Origin of the sequence: Pseudomonas paeninsulae (genome assembly GCF_035621475.1) — a bacterium.
Taxonomy (GTDB): domain Bacteria; phylum Pseudomonadota; class Gammaproteobacteria; order Pseudomonadales; family Pseudomonadaceae; genus Aquipseudomonas; species Aquipseudomonas paeninsulae.
Window position 1 is genome coordinate 1802276 of record NZ_CP141799.1, and the last position, 22355, is coordinate 1824630.

23 protein-coding genes are annotated in these 22355 nt (G+C 61.0%); all 23 read left to right on the forward strand.

The annotated features are described in order from the left end of the window. Positions 1-47 precede the first annotated feature (47 nt). The 23 genes from VCJ09_RS08370 (at position 48) to VCJ09_RS08480 (ending at position 22301) form a co-directional block, all read left to right on the forward strand. The gene (locus tag VCJ09_RS08370; protein ID WP_324733927.1) at positions 48-353 is read left to right on the forward strand and encodes an STAS domain-containing protein; all 306 of its coding nucleotides are present in this window, start codon (positions 48-50) and stop codon (positions 351-353) included. Positions 354-369: 16 nt separating this feature from the next. Then, positions 370-2067 carry a fused response regulator/phosphatase gene (locus VCJ09_RS08375; RefSeq protein WP_324733928.1) on the forward strand — a complete coding sequence of 566 codons (1698 nt, stop codon included), beginning with the start codon at positions 370-372 and terminating at the stop codon, positions 2065-2067. Positions 2068-2097: 30 nt separating this feature from the next. Further along, positions 2098-2451: an Hpt domain-containing protein gene (locus VCJ09_RS08380; protein WP_324733929.1), complete on the forward strand. Its 354-nt coding sequence runs from the start codon at positions 2098-2100 to the stop codon at positions 2449-2451. Between the two features lie 140 nt (positions 2452-2591). After that, complete coding sequence (locus VCJ09_RS08385) at positions 2592-3863, forward strand: flagellar hook-length control protein FliK (protein WP_324733930.1); 1272 nt, start codon at positions 2592-2594, stop codon at positions 3861-3863. Positions 3864-4216: 353 nt separating this feature from the next. Then, complete coding sequence (gene fliL, locus VCJ09_RS08390) at positions 4217-4738, forward strand: flagellar basal body-associated protein FliL (RefSeq protein WP_324733931.1); 522 nt, start codon at positions 4217-4219, stop codon at positions 4736-4738. Positions 4739-4751: 13 nt separating this feature from the next. Then, the gene (gene fliM / locus VCJ09_RS08395) at positions 4752-5723 is read left to right on the forward strand and encodes a flagellar motor switch protein FliM (protein WP_324733932.1); all 972 of its coding nucleotides are present in this window, start codon (positions 4752-4754) and stop codon (positions 5721-5723) included. A gap of 62 nt (positions 5724-5785) precedes the next feature. Next, positions 5786-6256 carry a flagellar motor switch protein FliN gene (gene fliN / locus VCJ09_RS08400; protein WP_079201415.1) on the forward strand — a complete coding sequence of 157 codons (471 nt, stop codon included), beginning with the start codon at positions 5786-5788 and terminating at the stop codon, positions 6254-6256. 20 nt (positions 6257-6276) lie between these two features. Continuing rightward, positions 6277-6708, forward strand: coding sequence for a flagellar biosynthetic protein FliO (gene fliO, locus VCJ09_RS08405; RefSeq protein WP_324733933.1), 432 nt, complete (start codon positions 6277-6279; stop codon positions 6706-6708). Beyond that, complete coding sequence (gene fliP, locus VCJ09_RS08410) at positions 6708-7463, forward strand: flagellar type III secretion system pore protein FliP (RefSeq protein WP_324733934.1); 756 nt, start codon at positions 6708-6710, stop codon at positions 7461-7463. Before fliO ends, fliP begins: the two co-directional genes overlap by 1 nt. Positions 7464-7465: 2 nt before the next feature. After that, positions 7466-7735, forward strand: coding sequence for a flagellar biosynthesis protein FliQ (gene fliQ, locus VCJ09_RS08415; protein ID WP_324733935.1), 270 nt, complete (start codon positions 7466-7468; stop codon positions 7733-7735). A gap of 103 nt (positions 7736-7838) precedes the next feature. After that, the gene (gene fliR, locus VCJ09_RS08420; protein WP_324733936.1) at positions 7839-8615 is read left to right on the forward strand and encodes a flagellar biosynthetic protein FliR; all 777 of its coding nucleotides are present in this window, start codon (positions 7839-7841) and stop codon (positions 8613-8615) included. Between the two features lie 3 nt (positions 8616-8618). Then, entirely contained in the window at positions 8619-9755 is a 1137-nt protein-coding gene (gene flhB, locus VCJ09_RS08425) for a flagellar biosynthesis protein FlhB (protein ID WP_324733937.1), read from the forward strand. Positions 9756-10055: 300 nt separating this feature from the next. Further along, entirely contained in the window at positions 10056-12164 is a 2109-nt protein-coding gene (gene flhA, locus VCJ09_RS08430) for a flagellar biosynthesis protein FlhA (protein ID WP_324734628.1), read from the forward strand. Between the two features lie 15 nt (positions 12165-12179). Then, complete coding sequence (flhF, locus tag VCJ09_RS08435) at positions 12180-13481, forward strand: flagellar biosynthesis protein FlhF (RefSeq protein WP_324733938.1); 1302 nt, start codon at positions 12180-12182, stop codon at positions 13479-13481. 108 nt (positions 13482-13589) lie between these two features. Further along, the gene (fleN, locus tag VCJ09_RS08440; RefSeq protein ID WP_154067153.1) at positions 13590-14429 is read left to right on the forward strand and encodes a flagellar synthesis regulator FleN; all 840 of its coding nucleotides are present in this window, start codon (positions 13590-13592) and stop codon (positions 14427-14429) included. Further along, entirely contained in the window at positions 14426-15172 is a 747-nt protein-coding gene (gene fliA / locus VCJ09_RS08445) for an RNA polymerase sigma factor FliA (RefSeq protein WP_079201423.1), read from the forward strand. Before fleN ends, fliA begins: the two co-directional genes overlap by 4 nt. A 136-nt stretch (positions 15173-15308) precedes the next feature. After that, complete coding sequence (locus VCJ09_RS08450) at positions 15309-15683, forward strand: chemotaxis response regulator CheY (RefSeq protein ID WP_177345177.1); 375 nt, start codon at positions 15309-15311, stop codon at positions 15681-15683. 19 nt (positions 15684-15702) lie between these two features. Then, entirely contained in the window at positions 15703-16491 is a 789-nt protein-coding gene (locus tag VCJ09_RS08455) for a protein phosphatase CheZ (protein ID WP_324733939.1), read from the forward strand. An 11-nt stretch (positions 16492-16502) separates the two neighbouring features. Continuing rightward, on the forward strand, positions 16503-18689 hold the full coding sequence (locus VCJ09_RS08460) for a chemotaxis protein CheA (protein ID WP_324733940.1): 2187 nt from the start codon (positions 16503-16505) through the stop codon (positions 18687-18689). 44 nt (positions 18690-18733) lie between these two features. Continuing rightward, positions 18734-19846, forward strand: a complete 1113-nt coding sequence (locus tag VCJ09_RS08465; RefSeq protein WP_324733941.1) for a protein-glutamate methylesterase/protein-glutamine glutaminase — start codon at positions 18734-18736, stop codon at positions 19844-19846. Continuing rightward, on the forward strand, positions 19846-20586 hold the full coding sequence (locus VCJ09_RS08470; protein WP_324733942.1) for a flagellar motor protein: 741 nt from the start codon (positions 19846-19848) through the stop codon (positions 20584-20586). Before VCJ09_RS08465 ends, VCJ09_RS08470 begins: the two co-directional genes overlap by 1 nt. 2 nt (positions 20587-20588) lie before the next feature. Continuing rightward, positions 20589-21461, forward strand: coding sequence for a flagellar motor protein MotD (gene motD, locus VCJ09_RS08475; RefSeq protein ID WP_324733943.1), 873 nt, complete (start codon positions 20589-20591; stop codon positions 21459-21461). A 51-nt stretch (positions 21462-21512) separates the two neighbouring features. Beyond that, complete coding sequence (locus tag VCJ09_RS08480; RefSeq protein WP_324733944.1) at positions 21513-22301, forward strand: ParA family protein; 789 nt, start codon at positions 21513-21515, stop codon at positions 22299-22301. The last annotated feature ends 54 nt before the right edge of the window (positions 22302-22355 follow it).

The window sequence follows — 22355 nt, forward strand, 5'->3', positions numbered from 1 at the left end:
CTTGTCTGGGGTGTGATCGACTGTTTTGTCGGAGTAAGGAGTTCTGTATGGCCATCACCTCGCTGTCCTCGCCTGATGGGCAAGAGTTGACCATTGTGATTCAGGGACGTTTCGACTTCGGCGCGCATCAGGAATTTCGTGGTGCCTATGAGCGCGTCGACCTCAGCCCCAAGCGCTATGCAGTGGACCTCAAGGGTACGACCTATCTCGACAGTTCGGCGCTCGGCATGTTGCTGTTGTTGCGTGATCACGCCGGTGGCGATCACGCGCACATCCGTTTGCTCAACTGCAACGCGGATGTGCGCAAGATCCTCGCTATCTCCAACTTCGAACAACTGTTCCAGATCACCTAGCTCGAGTTCCTCAGCCATGCCTGCGCGTCTATCGATTCTGATCGCCGAGGATAACGCTGCCGACCGCATGCTGTTATCGACCATCGTCAGCCGTCAGGGCCATCGCAGCCTGACCGCCAGCAATGGCCTGGAAGCGGTTGCCTTGTTCGAGCAGGAGCGTCCACAGCTGGTCTTGATGGACGCGCTGATGCCGATCATGGATGGCTTCGAGGCAGCACGGCGGATCAAACAGATGGCCGGCGAAGAACTGGTGCCGATCATCTTCCTGACCTCGCTCACCGAAGGCGAAGCGCTGGTGCGCTGCCTGGAGGCGGGCGGCGATGACTTTCTCGCCAAACCCTATAACCGGGTGATTCTCGAGGCCAAGATTAACGCCATGGATCGCTTGCGGCGCCTGCAGGATACCGTGCTGCAGCAGCGTGACCTGATCGCCAAGCACAACGAGTACCTGCTCAACGAACAGCGCGTGGCCAAGGCGGTGTTCGACAAGGTGGCGCATTCCGGTTGTCTCGCTGCGCCGAATATCCGTTACCTGCAATCGCCTTATGCGTTGTTCAACGGCGACCTGCTGCTCGCTGCGTTCAAGCCCTCCGGCGATATGCATGTGCTACTTGGCGATTTTACCGGCCATGGCCTGCCTGCGGCGATTGGCGCCATGCCGCTGGCCGAGGTGTTCTATGGCATGACCGCCAAGGGCTATGCCTTGACGGAGATCCTTCGCGAGATCAATGCCAAGCTCAAACGCATCTTGCCGGTGGGCGTGTTCTGTTGTGCCACCCTGCTCAATATCAGCTTTCAGCGTCGGGTCGTGGAGGTGTGGAACGGCGGTTTGCCGGATGGCTATCTGCTGCGCGCCGACGGCGGTGAGCGGGTGCCCCTGGTGTCGCGGCATCTGCCGTTGGGGGTATTGGAGCCGGCGGCGTTCAATGACAGGTACGAGGTCTACCCGCTGCAGTTAGGCGACCGGGTCTTTCTGTTGTCCGATGGCGTACTGGAAGCCTGCAACCAGCAGGGCGAGCTGTTTGGGGAAAAACGTTTGCTCAAGGTGTTTTCCGCCAATCGGCAGTCAGCGCAGTTATTCGCGGAAATTCAGCAGGAGTTACTGCGCTTTCGCGGCGAACTGCAAGACGATGTCAGCTTGGTTGAAGTCAGCATGGTCGAGGAGGGTAGCCTGAGTCGTGGGCCCTTGCTCTTCACCGGCAGTGGTCAGAGCAGCCCACTGGATTGGTCGGCGAGTTTCGAGTTTCGTGGCGAGACCTTGCGCCGTTTCAATCCGCTGCCGTTCCTGTTGCAATTGCTGCTCGAGGTCGAGGGGCTGCGCCCGCAGGCTGGAGCGCTCTATAGCGTGCTCGCCGAACTCTACTCGAATGCCCTGGAGCATGGGGTGCTGGGCCTGGACTCGAACCTGAAATGCGATGCCGAGGGCTTTGCCGAGTATTACCTGCAGCGCAGCACCCGTCTGGCTCAGTTACGTGAGGGGTATGTGCGTTTCCATCTGCAGCTGGTCCCCGAATCTGCCGGTGGGCGTTTGACCGTCCGGGTCGAAGACAGCGGGCTGGGTTTCGATGGGCAGGCGATTCTGGAGCAGCAACTACGAGTTGACCGTCTGTGTGGCCGCGGCCTGGCTCTGGTTCGTCAGTTGAGCGAGCGCTGTACCTGGCCGGAGGATGGGCAAGGGGTTAGCGTGGAGTTTTCCTGGTTGGCTGGGGCATAATCCCGCGCCTGATAATCAGGGAGCGAGCGGATGTCAGATATTCATCTCGATAGCGCCGTACTGGCTGCGTTGCAGGAGGTCATGGAGGATGAGTATCCGGTGTTGCTGGATACTTATCTGGCGGATTCCGAAGAGCGTCTGCGCTTGTTGCGTCAGGCCATGCGTGAGGCTGACGCGCAGGGCTTGCGCATGGCGGCGCACAGCTTCAAAGGCAGTTGCAGCAACATGGGCGCGCCCATGCTTACCAGCTTGTGCAGGGAGCTGGAAGAGGTTGGTCGGCGCGAGTTACTGGCCGAAGCGCCTGAGCTGATCGAGCAGGTCGAACGTGAATTTGCCATCGTGCGTATTTTGTTCAAGTCCGAGCGCCAGCGTTATCGGATATGAAAGGGCGCTGGATCGGCCAGGGCTTCAGGCGGCTGGGCTGGCCTGGATGGCGGTGCACGATCCCAATTTCCCTGCTTGCCGCCAACTTGGCCCGGCCTTTGCTAAACCTATGGCACGACCCATTTGAATGGAGAATGCCCATGGCCGTCGCCCCCGATCCGCTCCTCCGGTCGGCACCGCAAATAAAGCCGAAAGCTTCTGCGGGCAAAGCCCCGGAGAAACCGGCCGAGCCCCGCAAGAGCGAGGCTTCCAGTTTTGCCCAGGTGTATGCCAAGGAGCGCCAGGCGAAAGCAGCAGAGCGCAGCGATGCGTCTGCCAAGCCCCATCGCCCAGCCAAATCCGAGACGCAGGATACGCAGAGCCCGCAAGCCCCAGAGGCTGCGTCTGTCGCTCAGCAGCCGGAGTTTGCCGATAGCGGCAAGCTTTTGCCGAGCGATGCAGGCGTGGATGATCCTACCCTCGATCCATTGCTGGCGCTGGGCACACTCGCTCAGCAGCCAGCCGATAGCGAAGCGGAAGACCTCGGGCTCGACCTCGAACTTGCCGGTGAGCCGCAGCCGATGATGACGACTGCTCTGCCGGATGCCTGGCCTACCCGGTTGCCGGCGGCGAACGCCGATCCCGAACTGGATGCGCTGGATCAACCGCCGGCCGTGCGTATGGCTCTTGAGTTGGGTGCTAAAGCCAAGGCCGCAGTGGCCGAGCAGAGCGCGCCCGGCAGTGTGGCTACGCAAACGGCGCAGAGCGCCGGGCAAAGCTTTGCCAGTGCCATCGCGGCCATGAGCTCCGAGCAGGCAGAACCAGAGGCCGATCTGGCGTCGCTCGAGCTTACTGCCGAGGGATTGCAGGCGCTCAAAGAGAGCGCCGCCGACACTCGGCCGGAGAACTTCGTGGCCAGGCTCGGTGCGCTGAGTCAGGCGGTTGCTCAGCAGACCACGCAAGCTCCCCGCACCGGACTGATGGCCGGCCAGCCGGTACCCATGCATCAGGCCGGTTGGAGCGAGGCGGTAGTGGATCGGGTGATGTTGCTCTCCAGCCAGAACCTCAAGTCCGCCGATATTCAGCTCGATCCGGCCGAACTGGGACGCCTGGAAGTGCGCATCAGCGTGAATCAGGAGCAGACCCAGGTGACCTTCGCCAGCGCCAATGCCGGGGTCCGTGAGGCCCTAGAAGGGCAGATGCACCGTTTGCGTGAGATGTTCGCCCAGCAAGGCATGAACCTGCTCGACGTGAACGTTTCCGATCAGTCGCTCAACCGCGGTTGGCAGGGGCAGGGCGGCGATGGCAGAGGGCGTGGCGAGGCGGGTAATGAGCGGCTGGGTGGTGCTGACGAGGCCCATGCGGCCCTTGACGTGGAACTCAAAAGCAGCCTGCCCGACAGTGGGCGTGGCATGGTCGATTACTACGCTTGACCGGTCGTTGAAAAACACTGCATCCAGGCCGGTGCGTCACTGCGGCCAATGGGGCTGCGGCAAAGGCTGGCAACTCGGCAGGTCGGTGTTGTTCGCAGTGCGCGCAACCCACTCACGCCCGACTCCGCAATGGGCTCGGGCGTGGTCGTTTTTGGGTGACAGCAAGAGGCGGGACTGGTATACCCGCTGGCCATCGTTGAGTCGAACCTCGATCACGCATGCTGTCGCGCTATGTGTTCGGGTGTTGCGCGTAACCGGGGTCCGGCGAGCTGCAGATGTTTGTAAGCTGGCATAACACTTGCTCACCACCCTTTGAACACGGATTGAACTCCGATTAGTGACGGATAATTGGCATGGCTAAGAAAGACGCGGAGCAAGACTCGGTAAGCGCCGAGGCGAAACCGGCCGGTAAGTTGAAGCTCATCATCATGATTGTCGTGCCCTTGCTCCTGGCTGTGGGATTGTCGGTGGGCGGCACCTGGTTTTTCCTCAACAAGGGTGCGGCCAAGAGTGACGTCGAGGCTGAGTCCGCAGAGCCTGCGGTGCCCGTCAAGCAAGTGGCGATCTACGAAGAATTGCTGCCGGCGTTCGTGGTCAACTTCACCCATAACGGTCGGGCGCGCTACATGCAGGTTAGTATTGCCTTGCTGGTGCGTGACCAGGCAGCGCTCGATGCGCTCAAGGTGCATATGCCGGTGCTGCGCAACCGTCTGGTGATGTTGTTCTCCAACCAGGACTTCGAGTCGTTGATCACGCCGGTGGGCAAGGAAATGCTGCGCCAGCAGGCTACGGCCAGCGTGCAGGAGTTGGCGCAGAAGGAGACGGGCAAATTGACCGTCGAGCAAGTGCTGTTCACCAACCTAGTGCTGCAATAGCCGGGAGCTTCGCATGGCTGTGCAAGACCTGCTGTCCCAGGATGAAATCGATGCGCTGCTGCACGGCGTCGATGACGGGCTGGTCGATGCCGAGGACGAAGTCGAGCCGGGAAGCGTCAAACAATATGACCTGACCAGCCAGGACCGCATCGTCCGTGGGCGCATGCCGACCCTGGAAATGATCAACGAGCGCTTTGCCCGCTACACCCGCATCAGCATGTTCAATCTGCTGCGTCGTTCGGCGGATGTGGCGGTGGGTGGGGTGCAGGTGATGAAGTTCGGCGAGTACGTGCATTCGCTGTACGTGCCGACCAGCCTCAATCTGGTGAAGATGAAGCCGTTGCGTGGCACCGGTCTGTTCATCCTCGATGCCAAGCTAGTGTTCAAACTGGTCGACAATTTTTTCGGTGGCGATGGCCGTCATGCCAAGATCGAGGGGCGCGAATTCACCCCCACCGAGCTGCGCGTGGTGCGCATGGTGCTCGACCAGGCGTTTATCGACCTCAAGGAAGCCTGGCAAGCGGTCATGGATATCAACTTCGAGTACGTCAACTCGGAGGTCAATCCGGCCCTGGCCAACATCGTCAGCCCCAGCGAAGTGATTGTGGTGTCGACCTTTCATATCGAACTGGACGGCGGTGGCGGCGACCTGCACATCACCATGCCCTATTCGATGATCGAACCGATCCGCGAGATGCTCGATGCCGGTTTCCAGTCCGACGTCGACGATCAGGACGAGCGCTGGATCAAGTCCCTGCGCGAAGACATTCTCGACGTCAGCGTGCCGCTCGGCGCCACGATAGCCAAGCGCCAACTGAGGCTGCGCGACATCCTGCACATGCAGCCGGGCGATGTGATCCCGGTGGATATACCCGATAACGTAATCCTGCGCGCCAATGGCGTACCGACCTTCAAGGTCAAGCTTGGCGCACACAAAGGCAACCTGGCGCTGCAAGTGCTAGAGCCCATCGGCCGCCAGCGCTGACAGGGTGTAATTAAACCGCACTGCGCTCGCCCAATCCGCTACCAGCCCGCCGAGGACACACGATGGCAGACGAAAATGAAAACACCTCCCCCGAGGAGCAGGCGCTGGCCGACGAGTGGGCAGCCGCCTTGTCCGAGTCCGGCGACGACGCCAATCAGGATGATATCGATGCCATGCTCGCCGTCGGTGGAGCGGCTGCGCCGGCTCCGCCACGTGCACCCATGGAAGAATTCGGCAGCGTGCCCAAGGGTAATCTGTCCGTCAGCCTGGATGGGCCGAATCTCGATGTGATCCTCGATATTCCGGTGTCGATCTCCATGGAAGTCGGCAACACCGATATCACCATTCGCAACCTGTTGCAGCTCAACCAGGGTTCGGTGATCGAACTCGATCGTCTCGCTGGCGAGCCGTTGGACGTGCTGGTCAACGGCACCCTGATTGCTCATGGCGAAGTGGTGGTGGTCAACGAGAAGTTCGGCATCCGCCTGACCGACGTGATCAGCCCCAGCGAACGGATCAAGAAACTGCGTTAATGCACCGACAGAGCCCGCTCATGTACAGACTTTCAGGCGTTACCTTGCTCCTGCCGTTCACCGCTCTGGCCGCCGAGCCGGCAGCGCAAGCGACCATACCCATGGCCGGCAGCGGCATCACCGGGCAGCTGCTGCAGTTGTTGCTTGGCCTGTTGCTGGTGATTGGCCTGATTTTTCTGCTGGCCTGGTTAATGCGCCGGGTGCAGCAGCTAGGCCCGCGCGGCGGCCAGGTGATCAAGATAGTCGCCAGTCAGGCGCTCGGTCCGCGCGATCGACTGGTGCTGGTGCAGGTGGGCGGCGAACAGCTACTTCTCGGCCTGACGCCGGGACGCATCGCGCCCTTGCATGTGCTGAAAGAGCCGGTGCACTTGCCTGACGGCGAGCCGGCCTCGACCGAGTTCGCCCAGCGCCTGATGGAGCTGTTGGGCAAGGACCAGAAGGACAAGTCTTGATGAGCGCGTTGCGCCTGCTGTTGGTTCTGCTGTTCACCCTGGTCGCGCCCGTGGTGTTTGCCGCCGACAATCCGCTGTCGATTTCGGCGATTACCCTGAGCACCGACGCCGCAGGCCAGCAGGAGTACTCGGTCAGCCTGCAGATCCTGTTGATCATGACGGCGCTGAGTTTCATTCCGGCCTTCCTGATGCTGATGACCAGTTTCACTCGCATCATTATCGTCTTCTCGATCCTGCGTCAGGCCCTGGGCCTGCAGCAGACGCCGTCCAACCAGATTCTCGTCGGCCTGGCGCTGTTCCTGACCCTGTTCATCATGGCGCCGGTGTTCGAGCAGATTAATAACGATGCCTTGCAGCCTTATCTCAACGAGCAATTGCCCGCCCAGGAAGCGATTGCCAAGGCCGAGGTGCCAATCAAGGACTTCATGCTGGCGCAGACCCGCGAAAGCGATCTGGAGCTGTTCATGCGCCTGTCCAAACGTACCGATATCGCCAGCCCGGAAGATGCGCCGCTGGTTATCCTGGTGCCGGCGTTCGTGACCTCCGAACTGAAAACGGCGTTCCAGATCGGCTTCATGATCTTCATCCCGTTCCTGGTGATCGATCTGGTGGTGGCCAGTATCCTCATGGCCATGGGTATGATGATGCTCTCGCCGCTGATTATTTCCCTGCCGTTCAAGATCATGCTGTTCGTCTTGATCGATGGCTGGGCGTTGATCATGGGCACCCTCGCCGCCAGCTTCGGAGGGATCTAGGCATGACGCCCGAGGTCGCCGTCGACCTGTTTCGCGAGGCGCTGTGGTTGACCGCCACCATAGTCGCGATCGTCGTCGTGCCCAGCCTGCTGGTCGGCTTGATGGTCGCGATGTTCCAGGCCGCCACCCAGATCAACGAACAGACCCTGAGCTTTCTGCCACGCCTGCTGGTGATTCTGGTCACCCTGATCGTCGCCGGACCCTGGCTGGCCCAGCGGATGATCGAGTACATGCAGAACTTGATCATGAATATTCCACTGTTGATCGGCTGAACGCCCATGCATACCTCTACTGCGTGCCCGCTTGCAGCCGTGCAGAGTCGCTCCCGGCGAAGCTGCGGGCAGTACTCGCCACGATTTCTCCACGGACGTTGACATGTTGGAACTGAGCGATGCGCAGATCGGCGGCTGGGTGGGTTCTTTCCTGCTGCCGCTGTTTCGTATCGCGGCGCTGTTGATGGTGATGCCGATCATTGGCACGCAACTGGTGCCGATGCGCGTGCGTCTGTATCTGGCGCTGGCGATTTGCCTGGTGTTGATGCCCAATCTGCCGCCGATGCCGCAAGTCGAGGCACTAAGCCTGCCGACATTTATTCTGATCGCCCAGGAGGTGCTGATCGGGGTGATGTTGGGTTTTATCCTGCAGTTATTCTTCCATGCCTTCGTCATCGCCGGGCAGATCGTGGCAACGCAGATGGGCCTGGGTTTTGCCTCCATGGTCGATCCGGCCAACGGCATCTCGGTGGCGGTGATCGGTCAATTTCTGCTAATGCTGGTGACCTTGCTGTTTCTCGCCATGAACGGCCACCTGGTGGTGTTCGAGGTGTTGGCCGAGAGTTTCGTCACCCTGCCGGTTGGCGGCGGTTTCCTGGTCGAACACTACTGGGAACTGGCCAATAAACTGGGCTGGGTAATAGGCGCGGCGCTGATCCTGGTGTTGCCGGCGATCACCGCGCTGCTGGTGGTCAACCTGGCCTTCGGGGTGATGACCCGCGCCGCCCCGCAGCTGAATATTTTCTCCATCGGTTTTCCGCTGACCCTGGTCATGGGGTTGGTGATTCTCTGGATTGGCATGGCCGATATTCTCGCGCAGTACCAGGTGTTCGCCAGCGAAGCCCTGCAACTGTTGCGTGAAATGGCGCGAGCGAGTTAGGCCATGGCCGAATCGGAAAGCGGTGCCGATAAAAGCGAGGACCCCACGGAGAAACGCCTTCGTGAATCCCGTGAGAAAGGTCAGATTGCTCGCTCCCGCGAGCTCAATACCCTGGCGATCATGCTGGCCGGGACTGGCGGCTTGCTGGCTTTTGGCGGCAGCCTGGGCAGCGCCTTGATATCAATTATGAGCAGTAATTTCTCCCTGCCGCGCGAGGTGATCATGGATGAGCGCTCCATGGCGATCGGGCTGCTGGCCTCGGGAAAAGTTGCCGTGGACGCCGTGCTGCCATTGTTTTTAGCATTGCTGATCGCCTCGATTGTCGGCCCGATTTCCTTGGGTGGCTGGTTGTTCTCGGCCAAGGCGATGGCGCCCAAGGTCAGCCGGATGGATCCGCTGGCGGGGCTCAAGCGGATGTTTTCGGCCAAGGCGCTGGTCGAGCTGCTCAAGGCACTGGCCAAGTTCACGCTAGTACTTTCCGTGGCGCTTGCCGTGCTGTCGGCCAAGGTCGACGACCTGCTGGCGATCGCTCATGAGCCGCTGGAGTCGGCGATTATGCACGCGGCCCAGGTGGTTGGCTGGAGCGCCCTGTGGATGGCCTGCGGACTGGTGTTGATTGCGGCGGTGGATGTGCCGTTCCAGCTCTGGGACAACAAGCAGAAGATGATGATGACCAAGCAGGAGGTACGCGACGAATACAAGGACAGTGAGGGCAAGCCCGAGGTCAAGCAGCGTATCCGCCAGTTGCAGCGCGAGATGACCGAGCGGCGGATGATGCAGGCAGTGCCGCAGGCAGACGTGGTGATCACCAACCCGACCCACTTCGCCGTGGCCTTGAAATACGACCCGGCCAAGGGCAATGCGCCAGTGTTGTTGGCCAAGGGCGGTGACTTTACCGCCTTGAAGATTCGCGAGATCGCTCAGGAGCACAAGATCATGCTGCTGGAGTCGCCGGCCCTGACGCGAGCGGTGTTCTATTCCACCGAGCTGGACCAGGAAATCCCGGCCGGGCTGTATCTGGCGGTGGCCCAGGTGCTGGCCTACGTCTACCAGATTCGCCAGTACCAGGCTGGCAAAGGCAAGCGCCCGGCGCCGTTGCCGGATTTGCCGATCCCGACGGATTTACGCCGCGACGAGTAGGGTGGGGCGGGCCGCACAGGCTGAGCGGTGTCGGTTGGGTTAGCGGCGCATGCGGTGGGGCAGGCAGCCAAGCCCTTCGCGCGCCGCGTAAGCCAACGGGGCGTCAGCAGGCCCGACGCCGCGATGGGTCACGCCGCACCCAAACAGCGGTCTTGAGCGAATATCGACTCAGCGGCTAACCCACCCTTGAATGGCGCAGGAAAAGTTGGACAGCTTCTTGCAAACCCCTTGGCAAAGGCGCGAATAGCGTCAAAAGATTGAATTGGCTGGGGTAGGGATGTGGCAGTAGATCGCTCACAAATGGTCGGCAACGTGCGCAGCAATCTGTCGGGGTTGCGTCAGGGCAATCTGGGCATCCCCTTGATGCTGCTGGTCATGCTCGGCATGGTCATGCTGCCGATTCCGCCGTTCCTGCTCGACGTGTTGTTTACCTTCAGCATCGCCCTGTCAATCGTGGTGCTGCTGGTCGGTATCTATGCCTTGCGTCCGCTGGATTTCGCGGTATTCCCGACTATTTTGCTGGCGGCAACCTTGCTCCGCCTAGCGCTGAACGTCGCGTCCACCCGCGTGGTATTGCTCAACGGCCATGACGGTCATGGCGCGGCGGGGCAGGTGATCCAGGCCTTCGGTGAGGTGGTGATCGGCGGTAACTATGTGGTCGGTATCGTGGTGTTCGCCATTCTCATGATCATCAACTTCGTGGTGGTGACCAAGGGTGCCGGGCGGATTTCCGAAGTCAGCGCGCGTTTTACCCTGGACGCCATGCCTGGCAAGCAGATGGCCATCGACGCGGACCTGAATGCCGGCCTGATCGAACAGGCGGAAGCCAAGATACGCCGCTCCGAAGTGTCCCAGGAGGCTGATTTCTACGGCTCGATGGACGGTGCCAGCAAGTTCGTGCGTGGCGATGCTATCGCCGGCCTGTTGATTCTGTTCATCAACCTGATCGGCGGCATTGCTATCGGTATCTTCCAGCACGACTTGAGTTTTGCCGATGCAGGCAAGGTCTATACCCTGCTGACCATTGGCGACGGCCTGGTCGCCCAGATTCCCTCGCTGCTGCTGTCGACCGCCGCGGCGATCATGGTCACCCGCGTCTCCAGTTCGGAAGACATGGGCGCCCAGGTCAATCGGCAGATGTTCGCCTCGCCGCGCGCCCTGGCCGTGGCGGCGGCGATCATGATCGCCATGGGTCTGGTGCCCGGCATGCCGCATTTTTCCTTCATCAGTCTCGGTCTGGTTGCCGCCGGCGGCGCCTATTGGATCGCCAACAAGCAGCGCCAGGTCAAGGAAGAGGAAGTGCATGAGGTTCAACGTCAGCAGGAGCTGCTGCCGGCCCAGCGCGCCCAGGAGGTCAAGGAACTCGGCTGGGACGATGTCATGCCAGTGGACATGGTCGGCCTGGAGGTCGGCTACCGGCTGATTCCGCTGGTCGACCGCAACCAGGGTGGCCAGTTGCTCGCGCGGATCAAGGGCGTGCGCAAGAAGCTTTCGCAGGAGATGGGCTTTCTCATGCCCTCGGTGCATATCCGCGACAACCTCGATCTGCAGCCCAGCGCCTATCGCTTGACCTTGATGGGCGTCAGCGTGGCGGAGGCCGAGGTTTACCCGGATCGCGAATTGGCGATCAATCCGGGTCAGGTATTCGGCGCCCTCAACGGGGTTGCCGCCAAAGATCCGGCGTTCGGCCTGGAAGCGGTATGGATCGACCCGGGCCAGCGCGATCAGGCGCAATCGCTGGGCTACACCGTGGTCGATGCCAGTACGGTGGTCGCGACCCACCTCAACCAGGTCTTGCACAAGCATGCGCATGAGCTGCTCGGTCACGAGGAAGTGCAGCAGCTCATGCAGTTGCTGGCGAAAAGTTCGCCGAAGCTGGCCGAGGAGCTGGTGCCGGGCCTGGTGTCGCTGTCGACCCTGCTCAAGGTGCTGCAGGCGCTGCTGCAGGAACAGGTGCCGGTGCGCGACATCCGTACCATCGCCGAAGCCATCGCCAACGTGGCGCCGAAGAGTCAAGATCCCGCCGCGATGGTCGCGGCAGTGCGGGTCGCCTTGGCTCGGGCCATCGTGCAAAGCATCGTGGGACTAGAGCTGGAGCTGCCTGTGATCACCCTTGAGCCAAGGTTGGAACAGATATTGCTAAACAGTCTACAGAAGGCCGGTCAAGGCTCCGAGGAGGGAATCCTCCTGGAGCCGGGCATGGCCGAGAAGCTGCAGCGTTCCCTGGTGGAAGCAGCGCAGCGCCAGGAAATGCTCGGCAAGCCAGTGATCCTGCTGGTAGCCGGACCGGTTCGGGCGATGCTCTCGCGGTTTGCACGGTTGGCAGTGCCGAGTGTGCATGTGCTGGCTTACCAGGAAATCCCGGACAACAAGCAGGTCACCATCGTCGCTACGGTGGGACAGAATTAACCGAGGTAACAGGCCATGCAGGTCAAACGCTTTTTCGCTGCCGATATGCGCCAAGCCATGAAGCTGGTTCGCGATGAGCTGGGCGCGGACGCCTCGATCATCGGTAACCGCCGGGTTGCCGGCGGTGTTGAGCTGACCGCCGCACTGGACTACCAGATACCCGCCGCCCCTGCTCGGCAACCGAACGCGGCGCTGGAAGCCGAGTTGCGCCAGACGCAAGCCCGTATCGCCTCGGCGCAGGCCGAGCTGGTCACACGTACCCAAGCTGACGCCAGCAAGGACCGCCAGCTGTTCGCCGAAGAGCCGGTGGCGCCGCTCGACGATCTGGATACCGCCCTGCGTACGGCTGCGCCAGCGCCAATGACCAGCGGCGACCAGGGCGCGCTCGAGGCCATGCGCTCCGAGTTGCACGGTTTGCGCGAGTTGCTCGAAGGGCAGCTGGGCTCCATGGCCTGGGGGCAGATGCAGACGCGTCGGCCGCAGCAGGCCAATCTCTGGCGGCGTCTGCAGCGCATGGGCTTGCCCGCCGAGTTGTCGCGGGTGTTGCTCGAGCGTGTGGCGAATGTCGCCGAGCCGCGCCAGGCCTGGGGCATGTTGCTCGCTCACCTGGCCCATGCGATTCAAACGCCGCAGCAGGAGCCGCTGGAAGAGGGCGGGGTGATTGCCCTGGTCGGTCCTGCTGGTATGGGTAAAACTACAACCCTGGCCAAGCTGGCTGCGCGTTATGTGCTCAAGTATGGCGCTCAGCATGTTGCCCTGGTCAGTCTGGACAGCTATCGGATTGGCGCCCAGGAACAACTGAAGACCCTGGGGCGTATCCTCAATGTACCGGTGACCCTGGTCGACCCCGGTCAGTCGCTGACCCAGGCTCTGGCCCCCCTGGCGCGCAAGCGCGTGGTATTGATCGATAGCGCCGGTTTGCCGGCCAGCGATCCCGCCCTGCGCATGCAGCTGGAAACCCTGGCCAGTCGCGGCATCAAGGCCAAGAATTACCTGGTCCTGGCGGCTACCAGCCAGAGCCAGGTGCTCAAGGCCGCCTACCACAGCTACAAGCGCTGCGGTCTTTCCGGCTGCATCCTGACCAAGCTGGATGAGGCCACTAGCCTCGGCGAGGTTTTAGGTCTGGCTATTGGCCAGCGTCTACCGGTAGCCTATCTCACTGATGGGCCACGGATTCCGGATGATTTGCAGGTGCCGCGCAGCCATCAACTGGTGAGCCGTGCGGTGGGACTGCAAAGCGCCGAGGACCCGAGCGAAGATACAATGGCCGAGATGTTCGCCGGGCTTTATCAACATCCGGCGCGGCGCGCCGGTTAATGGCCATTGCGGCAATGATTAAGCAATATGCGGCGATGCGTGGTGCCCGGCGGTGGATTGGCGGAGTACCAGCAGCCACATGGTCCCAGTCGAAGTCAGACAAGGTGTATAGATAACATGGGTATGCATCCCGTACAGGTGATTGCGGTGACCGGCGGCAAGGGTGGCGTCGGCAAGACCAATGTGTCGGTGAATCTGGCGCTGGCGCTGGCTGATCTCGGTCGGCGGGTGATGGTGATGGACGCCGACCTGGGGCTGGCCAACATCGACGTGCTGCTGGGCCTCACTGCCAAGCGGACGCTGGCCGATGTGATCAGTGGCGAGTGCGAACTGCGCGACGTGGTGCTGCAAGGCCCCGGCGGCATTCGGGTGGTTCCCGCTGCGTCAGGCACGCAGAGCATGGTGCAGCTTTCGCCCATGCAGCATGCCGGCCTGATTCAAGCCTTCAGCGACATCAGCGACAACCTCGATGTGCTGATTGTCGATACCGCCGCGGGTATTGGCGACTCGGTGGTCAGTTTTGTCCGCGCCGCCCAGGAAGTGCTGGTGGTGGTGTGTGACGAGCCGACCTCGATCACGGACGCCTATGCCCTGATCAAGCTGCTCAACCGCGACCATGGCATGAGCCGTTTCCGCGTCCTGGCGAATATGGCGCACAGCCCACAGGAAGGCCGCAACCTGTTTGCTAAGCTGACCAAGGTTACCGACCGCTTCCTCGATGTCGCGCTGCAATATGTCGGCGCGGTGCCTTACGATGAGTCGGTACGCAAGGCCGTGCAGAAACAGCGTGCGGTCTACGAAGCCTTCCCGCGCTCGAAGAGTTCCCTGGCGTTCAAAGCGATTGCCCAGAAAGTCGATGCCTGGCCACTACCGGCCAATCCGCGCGGCCATCTGGAATTTTTCGTCGAGCGCCTGGTGCAGCAACCTGCCGCGGATACGGCCATATGACAGCAGCTTCTGGACTCCGTATGTACAGCAAGGCTCAGACACAAGACGCCCAGCACCAGTTGATCGAGCGCCACGCGCCCTTGGTCAAGCGGATTGCCTATCACATGTTGGCGCGCTTGCCGGCCAACGTGCAGGTGGATGACTTGATCCAGGCCGGGATGATTGGCCTGCTCGAAGCCTCGAAGAAATACGACTCCAGTAAAGGTGCCAGTTTCGAAACGTTCGCCGGTATTCGCATTCGCGGCTCGATGCTCGATGAGGTGCGCAAAGGCGATTGGGCGCCGCGTTCGGTGCATCGCAATAGCCGTATGGTCAGCGACGCAATTCGGGTAATTGAAGCAAGAACCGGTCGCGACGCTAAAGATCAAGAGGTTGCGGCCGAACTCCAATTGAGTCTCGAGGATTACTACGGCATCCTTGGCGACACTTTGGGCAGCCGGTTGTTCAGCTTCGACGATTTGCTGCAGGACGGCGAGCATGGCGGGCTGCACGAAGACGTCAGCTCCACTCACCCAGAGCCCTCGCGGGAGCTGGAGGACGAGCGTTTCCAGGCGGCATTGGCCGATGCCATCAGCCACTTGCCCGAGCGGGAACGGTTGGTGTTGTCGCTGTATTACGACGAACAACTGAATCTCAAGGAAATTGGTGAGGTTCTGGGGGTTAGCGAATCGCGCGTCAGTCAGTTGCATAGTCAGTGTGCCGCACGCTTGCGGGCACGACTGGGGGAATGGCGAGCGAGCTGATCAGTTAAATCAGCAGGCCGTTGGAAAATCTAGTGAAGTAGTTTTGCAGCGGCCTGTCAGGCCGGTTTCACGATTAAAAGCGTGCCCAGGTGCTGGGTTCGTTTGGGACTGTACGGAGGTCGACTTGGACAAAAACATGAAAATCCTCATCGTTGATGACTTTTCAACGATGCGCCGGATCATCAAGAACCTCCTGCGCGACTTGGGGTTCACCAACACCGCGGAAGCCGATGATGGCACCACTGCACTGCCGATGCTGCAAAGCGGCAGTTTCGATTTTCTGGTGACTGACTGGAATATGCCAGGCATGACCGGGATCGACTTGTTACGTGCGGTACGTGCAGACGAGCGTCTGAAGCAGTTGCCGGTGCTGATGGTGACCGCTGAAGCGAAACGCGATCAGATCATCGAGGCCGCACAAGCCGGGGTGAATGGCTATGTGGTTAAACCGTTCACAGCCCAAGTGCTGAAAGAAAAGATTGAAAAAATCTTCGAGCGGGTCAACGGCTGATGTCTGCCGCGAGGGCACTATGGAACATGACGATTCCGCTCAGGGTGACTTTGAGTCGACCCTGAAAATTCACGCGCGCCAATTGGTGGAAAGCCTGGAACACGGCAATTTTGGCGAAGCGGTGCAACTGATCAACGATATCAACAAGGTTCGCGACCGTGGTCTGTATCACGAGGTCGGCAAGCTGACGCGCGAGTTGCATAACGCCATCGTCAATTTCCAGCTCGATCCACGGGTGCCGCACGCCAAAGAAGTGTCGCAAATCACCGACGCTACCGAGCGCCTGAATTATGTGGTGACGATGACCGAGAAAGCGGCCAATCGCACCATGGATCTGGTTGAACTGAGTTCGCCCCTGGTTAACGGTATCGGCGCCGAGGCACAGAGCCTGAGTGCCGATTGGGGCCGCTTCATGCGAAGGGAAATGGGCGCCGATGGTTTCCGTGACCTGGCCAAGCGAATTGAACTGTTTCTCGCCAGCAGCGAGCGCGACAGCGTTCAGGTGTCGGCCCAGCTCAACGATATTCTGCTCGCGCAGGATTACCAGGATCTGACTGGCCAGGTGATCAAGCGGGTGACGCAACTGGTCACCGAAGTGGAAAGCAACTTGCTCAAACTGGTGCTGATGGCCAGTCAGGTCGACCGTTTTGCCGGTATCGAGCATGACCACGCCGTGCTGCGTGCTGAACAAGAACAACAAAAAGAGCCTTCCCACGGTGAAGGTCCGCAGATTCATGCCGATAAGCGTGAAGACGTCGCATCCAATCAGGATGATGTCGACGATCTGCTTTCCAGCCTGGGATTTTAGGAGCACGTCATATGAGCTTCGGCGCCGATGAAGAAATCCTCCAGGACTTCCTGGTGGAGGCCGGCGAGATTCTTGAACTATTGTCCGAACAGTTGGTGGAGCTTGAAAGCCGCCCGGACGACATGAATCTGCTCAACGCTATTTTTCGCGGTTTTCATACCGTCAAAGGTGGTGCCGGTTTTCTCCAGCTCCATGAGCTGGTGGAATGTTGCCATATCGCAGAAAACGTCTTCGACATCCTGCGCAAGGGTGCGCGGCGCGTCGACTCCGAGTTGATGGATGTAGTGCTGGAAGCACTCGATGCGGTCAATGGCATGTTCACTGAAGTGCGTGAGCGCGTTGCACCGACACCGGCCACGCGAGAGCTGTTGGCAGCCCTGGCGCGTCTGGCCGAGCCGGCTGCGGCCGTTGCGGTCGAAGAGCCCGTTGCCGAGGTCGCTTCTGGCGATATCACCGACAGCGAATTCGAGCAGTTACTCGATGCGCTGACCGAGTCGCCTGGCAAGGTGGCGAGCGCAAACGCAGGCGGTGACGAAATCAGCGATGACGAGTTCGAGTCGTTGCTCGATGAGTTGCATGGCAAGGGGCAGTTCGCTGCACCTGCAGTGGCCGTGGCATCTGCGTCGATCGCAACGCCCGTGGCGCCAGCGCCTGGTGACGAGATCAGCGACGATGAGTTCGAGGCGCTGCTCGACCAGCTACATGGCAAGGGCCAGTTCGCTGCACCTACACCTGCACCTGCACCTGCAGTGGCCGTGGCATGTGCATCGATCGCAGCGCCCGTTGCACCGGCGTCTGGCGACGAGATCAGCGACGATGAGTTCGAGGCGCTGCTCGATCAGCTACATGGCAAGGGCAAGTTTGTCGAGCCGGCCGCGATCGCCAAGGCGCCCGCCGCAGCAGCGGCTGCCGCTCCGGCTAAACCCGCAGTTGCCGCTCAGCCCTTGGCCAAACCCGCAGCCAAGGTTGTTCCGCTGAAAGCGCCGACACCGACGGCCGCCGTCGCCGATAAGGCGCCAGCACCCAGCGAAGCGGAAACCACCGTACGGGTGGATACCGCGCGTCTGGACGAGATTATGAACATGGTCGGCGAGCTGGTGCTGGTGCGTAACCGTCTGGTGCGCCTGGGCTCCAACAGCGGCGATGAGGCCATGGCCAAAGCCGTGTCCAACCTCGACGTGGTCACCGCGGATCTGCAGACGGCGGTGATGAAAACGCGCATGCAGCCGATCAAGAAGGTCTTCGGCCGCTTCCCGCGGCTGGTTCGTGATCTGGCGCGCAGCCTGAAGAAAGAGATCAATCTTGAACTGGTCGGTGAAGAAACCGACCTGGACAAGAACCTGGTCGAGGCGCTGGCCGATCCGCTGGTGCACTTGGTGCGCAACGCCGTCGACCATGGCATCGAAACCCCGGAAGAGCGCGAGGCCGCGGGCAAGTCGCGCGGCGGCAAGGTAGTGCTGTCGGCCGAGCAGGAAGGCGATCACATCCTGCTGTCGATTTCCGATGATGGCAAAGGCATGGACGCCGATCAGTTGCGGGCCAAGGCCGTGGAGAAGGGTCTGCTGGACAAGGACGCGGCCGACCGCCTCAACGAGTTCGAGTGCTACAACCTGATCTTCGCTCCGGGTTTCTCGACCAAGACCGAGATATCCGACGTGTCCGGCCGCGGGGTCGGCATGGATGTGGTGAAGACCAAGATTTCCCAGCTCAACGGCACGGTCAACGTGTTCTCGGTCAAGGGCCAGGGCTCGAAGATCGTCATCAAGGTGCCGCTGACCCTGGCGATCATGCCGACATTGATGGTGATGCTGGGCAACCAGGCCTTCGCTTTCCCGCTGGTCAACGTCAACGAGATTTTCCACCTCGACCTGTCGCGCACCAACGTGGTCGATGGCCAGGAAGTGGTGATCGTGCGCGACAAGGCGCTGCCGCTGTTCTACCTCAAGCGCTGGCTGGTACGCAGCGCTGCCCATGACGAACCGGGCGAGGGCCATGTGGTGATTCTCACCGTCGGTAGCCAGCGCATCGGTTTCGTCGTCGATCAGCTGGTTGGACAGGAGGAAGTGGTGATCAAGCCGTTGGGCAAAATGCTCCAGGGCACTCCAGGTATGTCTGGCGCTACCATCACTGGCGATGGGCGTATCGCCTTGATTCTCGACGTACCGAGCATGCTCAAGCGCTACGCGCGGCGCATCTGATTGTTCGCGGCGTCGCCTGAGGCGGCGCCGTTTAGGAGTGTTTTATGGTGGTCAAGGTGTTGGTGGTGGACGATTCCGGCTTTTTTCGGCGGCGCGTTTCGGAAATTCTCTCTGCCGATCCGAATATCCAGGTGGTAGGTACGGCGACCAATGGCCGCGAAGCCATCGATCAAGCGTTGGCACTCAAGCCCGATGTGATCACCATGGACTACGAGATGCCGATGATGGACGGCATCACCGCCGTACGAAACATCATGCAGCGCTGTCCGACCCCGGTGTTGATGTTTTCCTCGCTGACCCACGAAGGCGCGCGCGTCACCCTGGATGCGCTGGATGCCGGGGCGGTGGATTTTCTGCCGAAGAACTTCGAAGACATTTCGCGTAACCCCGAGAAGGTCAGGCAACTGCTCTGCGAGAAGGTGCACAGCATTGCCCGCAGCAATCGCCGCGGCCTTGTCGCGGCGCCGGCGCCGAGTGTCAGCACGCTGGGAAAGCCGGCAGCGCGCAGTAGCCTCGGTCGTTCTGGCGTCAGCACCCCCGTGCCTGCGCCAGCCTCCGCGCCGGTTACTGCGCGCGCGAGTGCGCCCAAGCGCAAGTCCTACAAGCTGGTGGCCATCGGCACCTCGACCGGGGGGCCGGTGGCTCTGCAGCGTGTGCTGACCCAGTTGCCGGCCAATTTTCCGGCGCCGCTGGTGCTGATCCAGCACATGCCCGCGGCTTTCACCAAGGCATTTGCCGAACGTCTGGACAAACTGTGCCGGATCAACGTCAAGGAAGCCGAGGATGGCGATCTGTTGCGTCCGGGGTTGGCGCTGCTGGCTCCGGGCGGCAAGCAGATGATGATCGACGGTCGCGGCGCTGTGAGGATTCTGCCGGGCGATGAGCGCCTGAACTACAAACCCTGTGTCGACATTACCTTCGGCTCGGCGGCCAAGTCTTTTCACGACAAGGTGCTGGCGGTGGTATTGACCGGCATGGGAGCCGATGGGCGCGAGGGCGCGCGCCTGCTCAAACAGGAGGGTAGTCACGTGTGGGCGCAGGATGAGGCCAGCTGCGTGATCTATGGCATGCCGATGGCGGTGGTCAAGGCCAATCTGGTGGACGCCATCTATAGCCTCGATGACATCGGTCGGCACTTGGCAGAGGCCTGCGTGTAATGGATGTGCTGAGCCTGATAGGGGTCATCCTGGCGTTCGTCGCCATTCTGGGTGGCAACTATCTGGAGGGTGGTCATGCTGCGGCGCTGCTCAATGGTCCGGCGGCGTTGATCGTGATTGGCGGCACCCTGGGCGCGGCGTTCCTGCAGGCGCCGGTCAGTGTGTTCAAGCGCGCCTTGGTGATTCTGCGCTGGATTTTTTTTCCGCCGCGCATCGATCTGGTCGGCGGCATCGAGCATGTCGTCGGCTGGAGCATGACCGCACGCAAGGAAGGCCTGCTCGGCCTTGAGGCGATGGCCGATACCGAGACCGATCCTTTTGCGCGCAAGGGCTTGCAGTTACTGGTCGATGGTGCCGAACCCGAAGCCATTCGCAGCATCCTCGAGGTCGATTTGTACACCCAGGAAGGCCGCGATATCCAGGCCGCCAAGGTCTATGAAAGCATGGGCGGTTACGCCCCGACGATCGGCATCATTGGTGCGGTGATGGGGTTGATCCATGTGATGGGCAATCTGGCTGATCCGAGCAAGCTCGGCAACGGCATTGCCGTGGCCTTTGTCGCCACCATCTACGGGGTCGGTTTTGCCAACCTGCTACTGCTGCCCATTGGCAACAAGCTCAAGGCCGTCGCCCAGCGTCAGTCGCGCTACCGCGAGATGTTGCTGGAGGGCATTCTGTCGATCGCCGAAGGCGAAAATCCGCGCTCTATTGAATTGAAGCTGCAAGGCTTCATGGAATAGCCATGGCTCGTCGCAGGCACCAGGAAGAGCACGAAAACCATGAACGTTGGCTGGTCTCCTATGCCGACTTCATTACCCTGTTGTTTGCCTTTTTTGTGGTGATGTACTCGATGTCCTCGGTCAATGAGGGCAAGTACAAGATTCTCTCGGACAGCCTGACCGGGGTGTTCAACCAGCCCGACCGTGCGATCAAGCCTATTCCTGTGGGCGACCTGCGTCCGCGGACCACCGAGCCGGATCGCGCGCTGGTCGATGAGGACGAGCAGGCCAGCCAGCCTGTGGACTCCCTGCAGAGCATTGCCGACAGCATGCGCCAGGCGTTTGCCGGGTTGATCGACTCCAAGCAGTTGAAGGTGAGCGGCAACGAGTTGTGGATCGAGATCGAGCTCAGCTCCAGCCTGTTGTTCCCCAGTGGCGATGCCTTGCCGAACAATGCGGCATTCGATCTGATCGAGAAGATTGCCAAAATTTTGGCGCCTTATGAGAATCCGGTGCATGTCGAAGGGTTTACCGACAACCTGCCGATCAAGACCCCGCAGTATCCAACCAACTGGGAGTTGTCTGCCGCCCGCGCAGCCAGCATCGTGCGCATGCTCGCCATGGATGGGGTCAATCCCAGACGCTTGGCATCAGTGGGCTATGGTGAATTTCAGCCGGTGGCGGATAACGCGACGGCCGATGGTCGGGCGCGTAATCGGCGGGTGGTGTTGGTGGTGTCGCGCAACCTTGATGTGCGCCGCAGCGTGAGCGGTGTCGGCAGCGCCAATGCACGCCCCGATAGCGCCTTACGGCGGGCTGGCACACAACCTGCAGCACCAGCTGCAATGCAGGCCCCGTCAGCGGGTGCCGTCAATCCCCCGTCGTTTGCCCAATAGGGCAGCGCCTGTTCTCGGTAGGGTCTGGATCATGCCGAGAGGACAAACAAGATGAGAGTCTGGGCTGTAGCCAATCAAAAGGGTGGTGTTGGCAAAACCACTACCGCCATCGCCTTGGCCGGCCTGCTGGCCGATGCCGGTAAGCGCGTGGTCGTGGTCGATCTCGATCCCCATGGGTCGATGACCAGCTATTTCGGCCACGACCCGGATGCGTTGGAACACAGCGGTTTCGACCTGTTCCTGCATCAGGGCGTGGTGCCCCAGGGGTTGCCTGAACAATTGCTTCTACCGACCAGTCACGAACGCATAGCACTGTTGCCCTCGAGTACCGCCTTGGCCACGCTCGAGCGCCAGTCGCCGGGGCAGAGCGGCTTGGGCCTAGTCATCGCCAAGAGCCTGGCGCAGCTCTGGCAGGGTTACGACCATGCGGTGATCGACAGTCCACCGTTGCTCGGTGTGCTGATGGTCAATGCGTTGGCGGCCAGCCAGCATCTGGTGATCCCGGTGCAGACCGAGTTTCTCGCGGTCAAGGGTCTGGAACGCATGGTCAGCACCTTGGCGATGATCAACCGATCGCGCAAACAGGCGTTGCCCTACAGCATAGTGCCGACCCTGTTCGACCGGCGTACCCAGGCCTCGCTGAGCACCTTGCGCATGCTGCGCGACAGCTACCCCGAACACCTGTGGCCCGCTTATATTCCGATCGACACGCGCTTGCGCGATGCCAGTCGCGCAGGCCGCACACCCTCGCAGTTCGACCCCAAAAGCCGCGGTGTACTGGCCTATCGGGCGCTGCTCAAGCACCTGTTGACGCAGCAGTTGGCCGCGCAGGTGGCTTGAGATGACGGGTTATGTTGAGCCGAAGCGTTCAAGTATGCCGCCACTGCGGCCGAT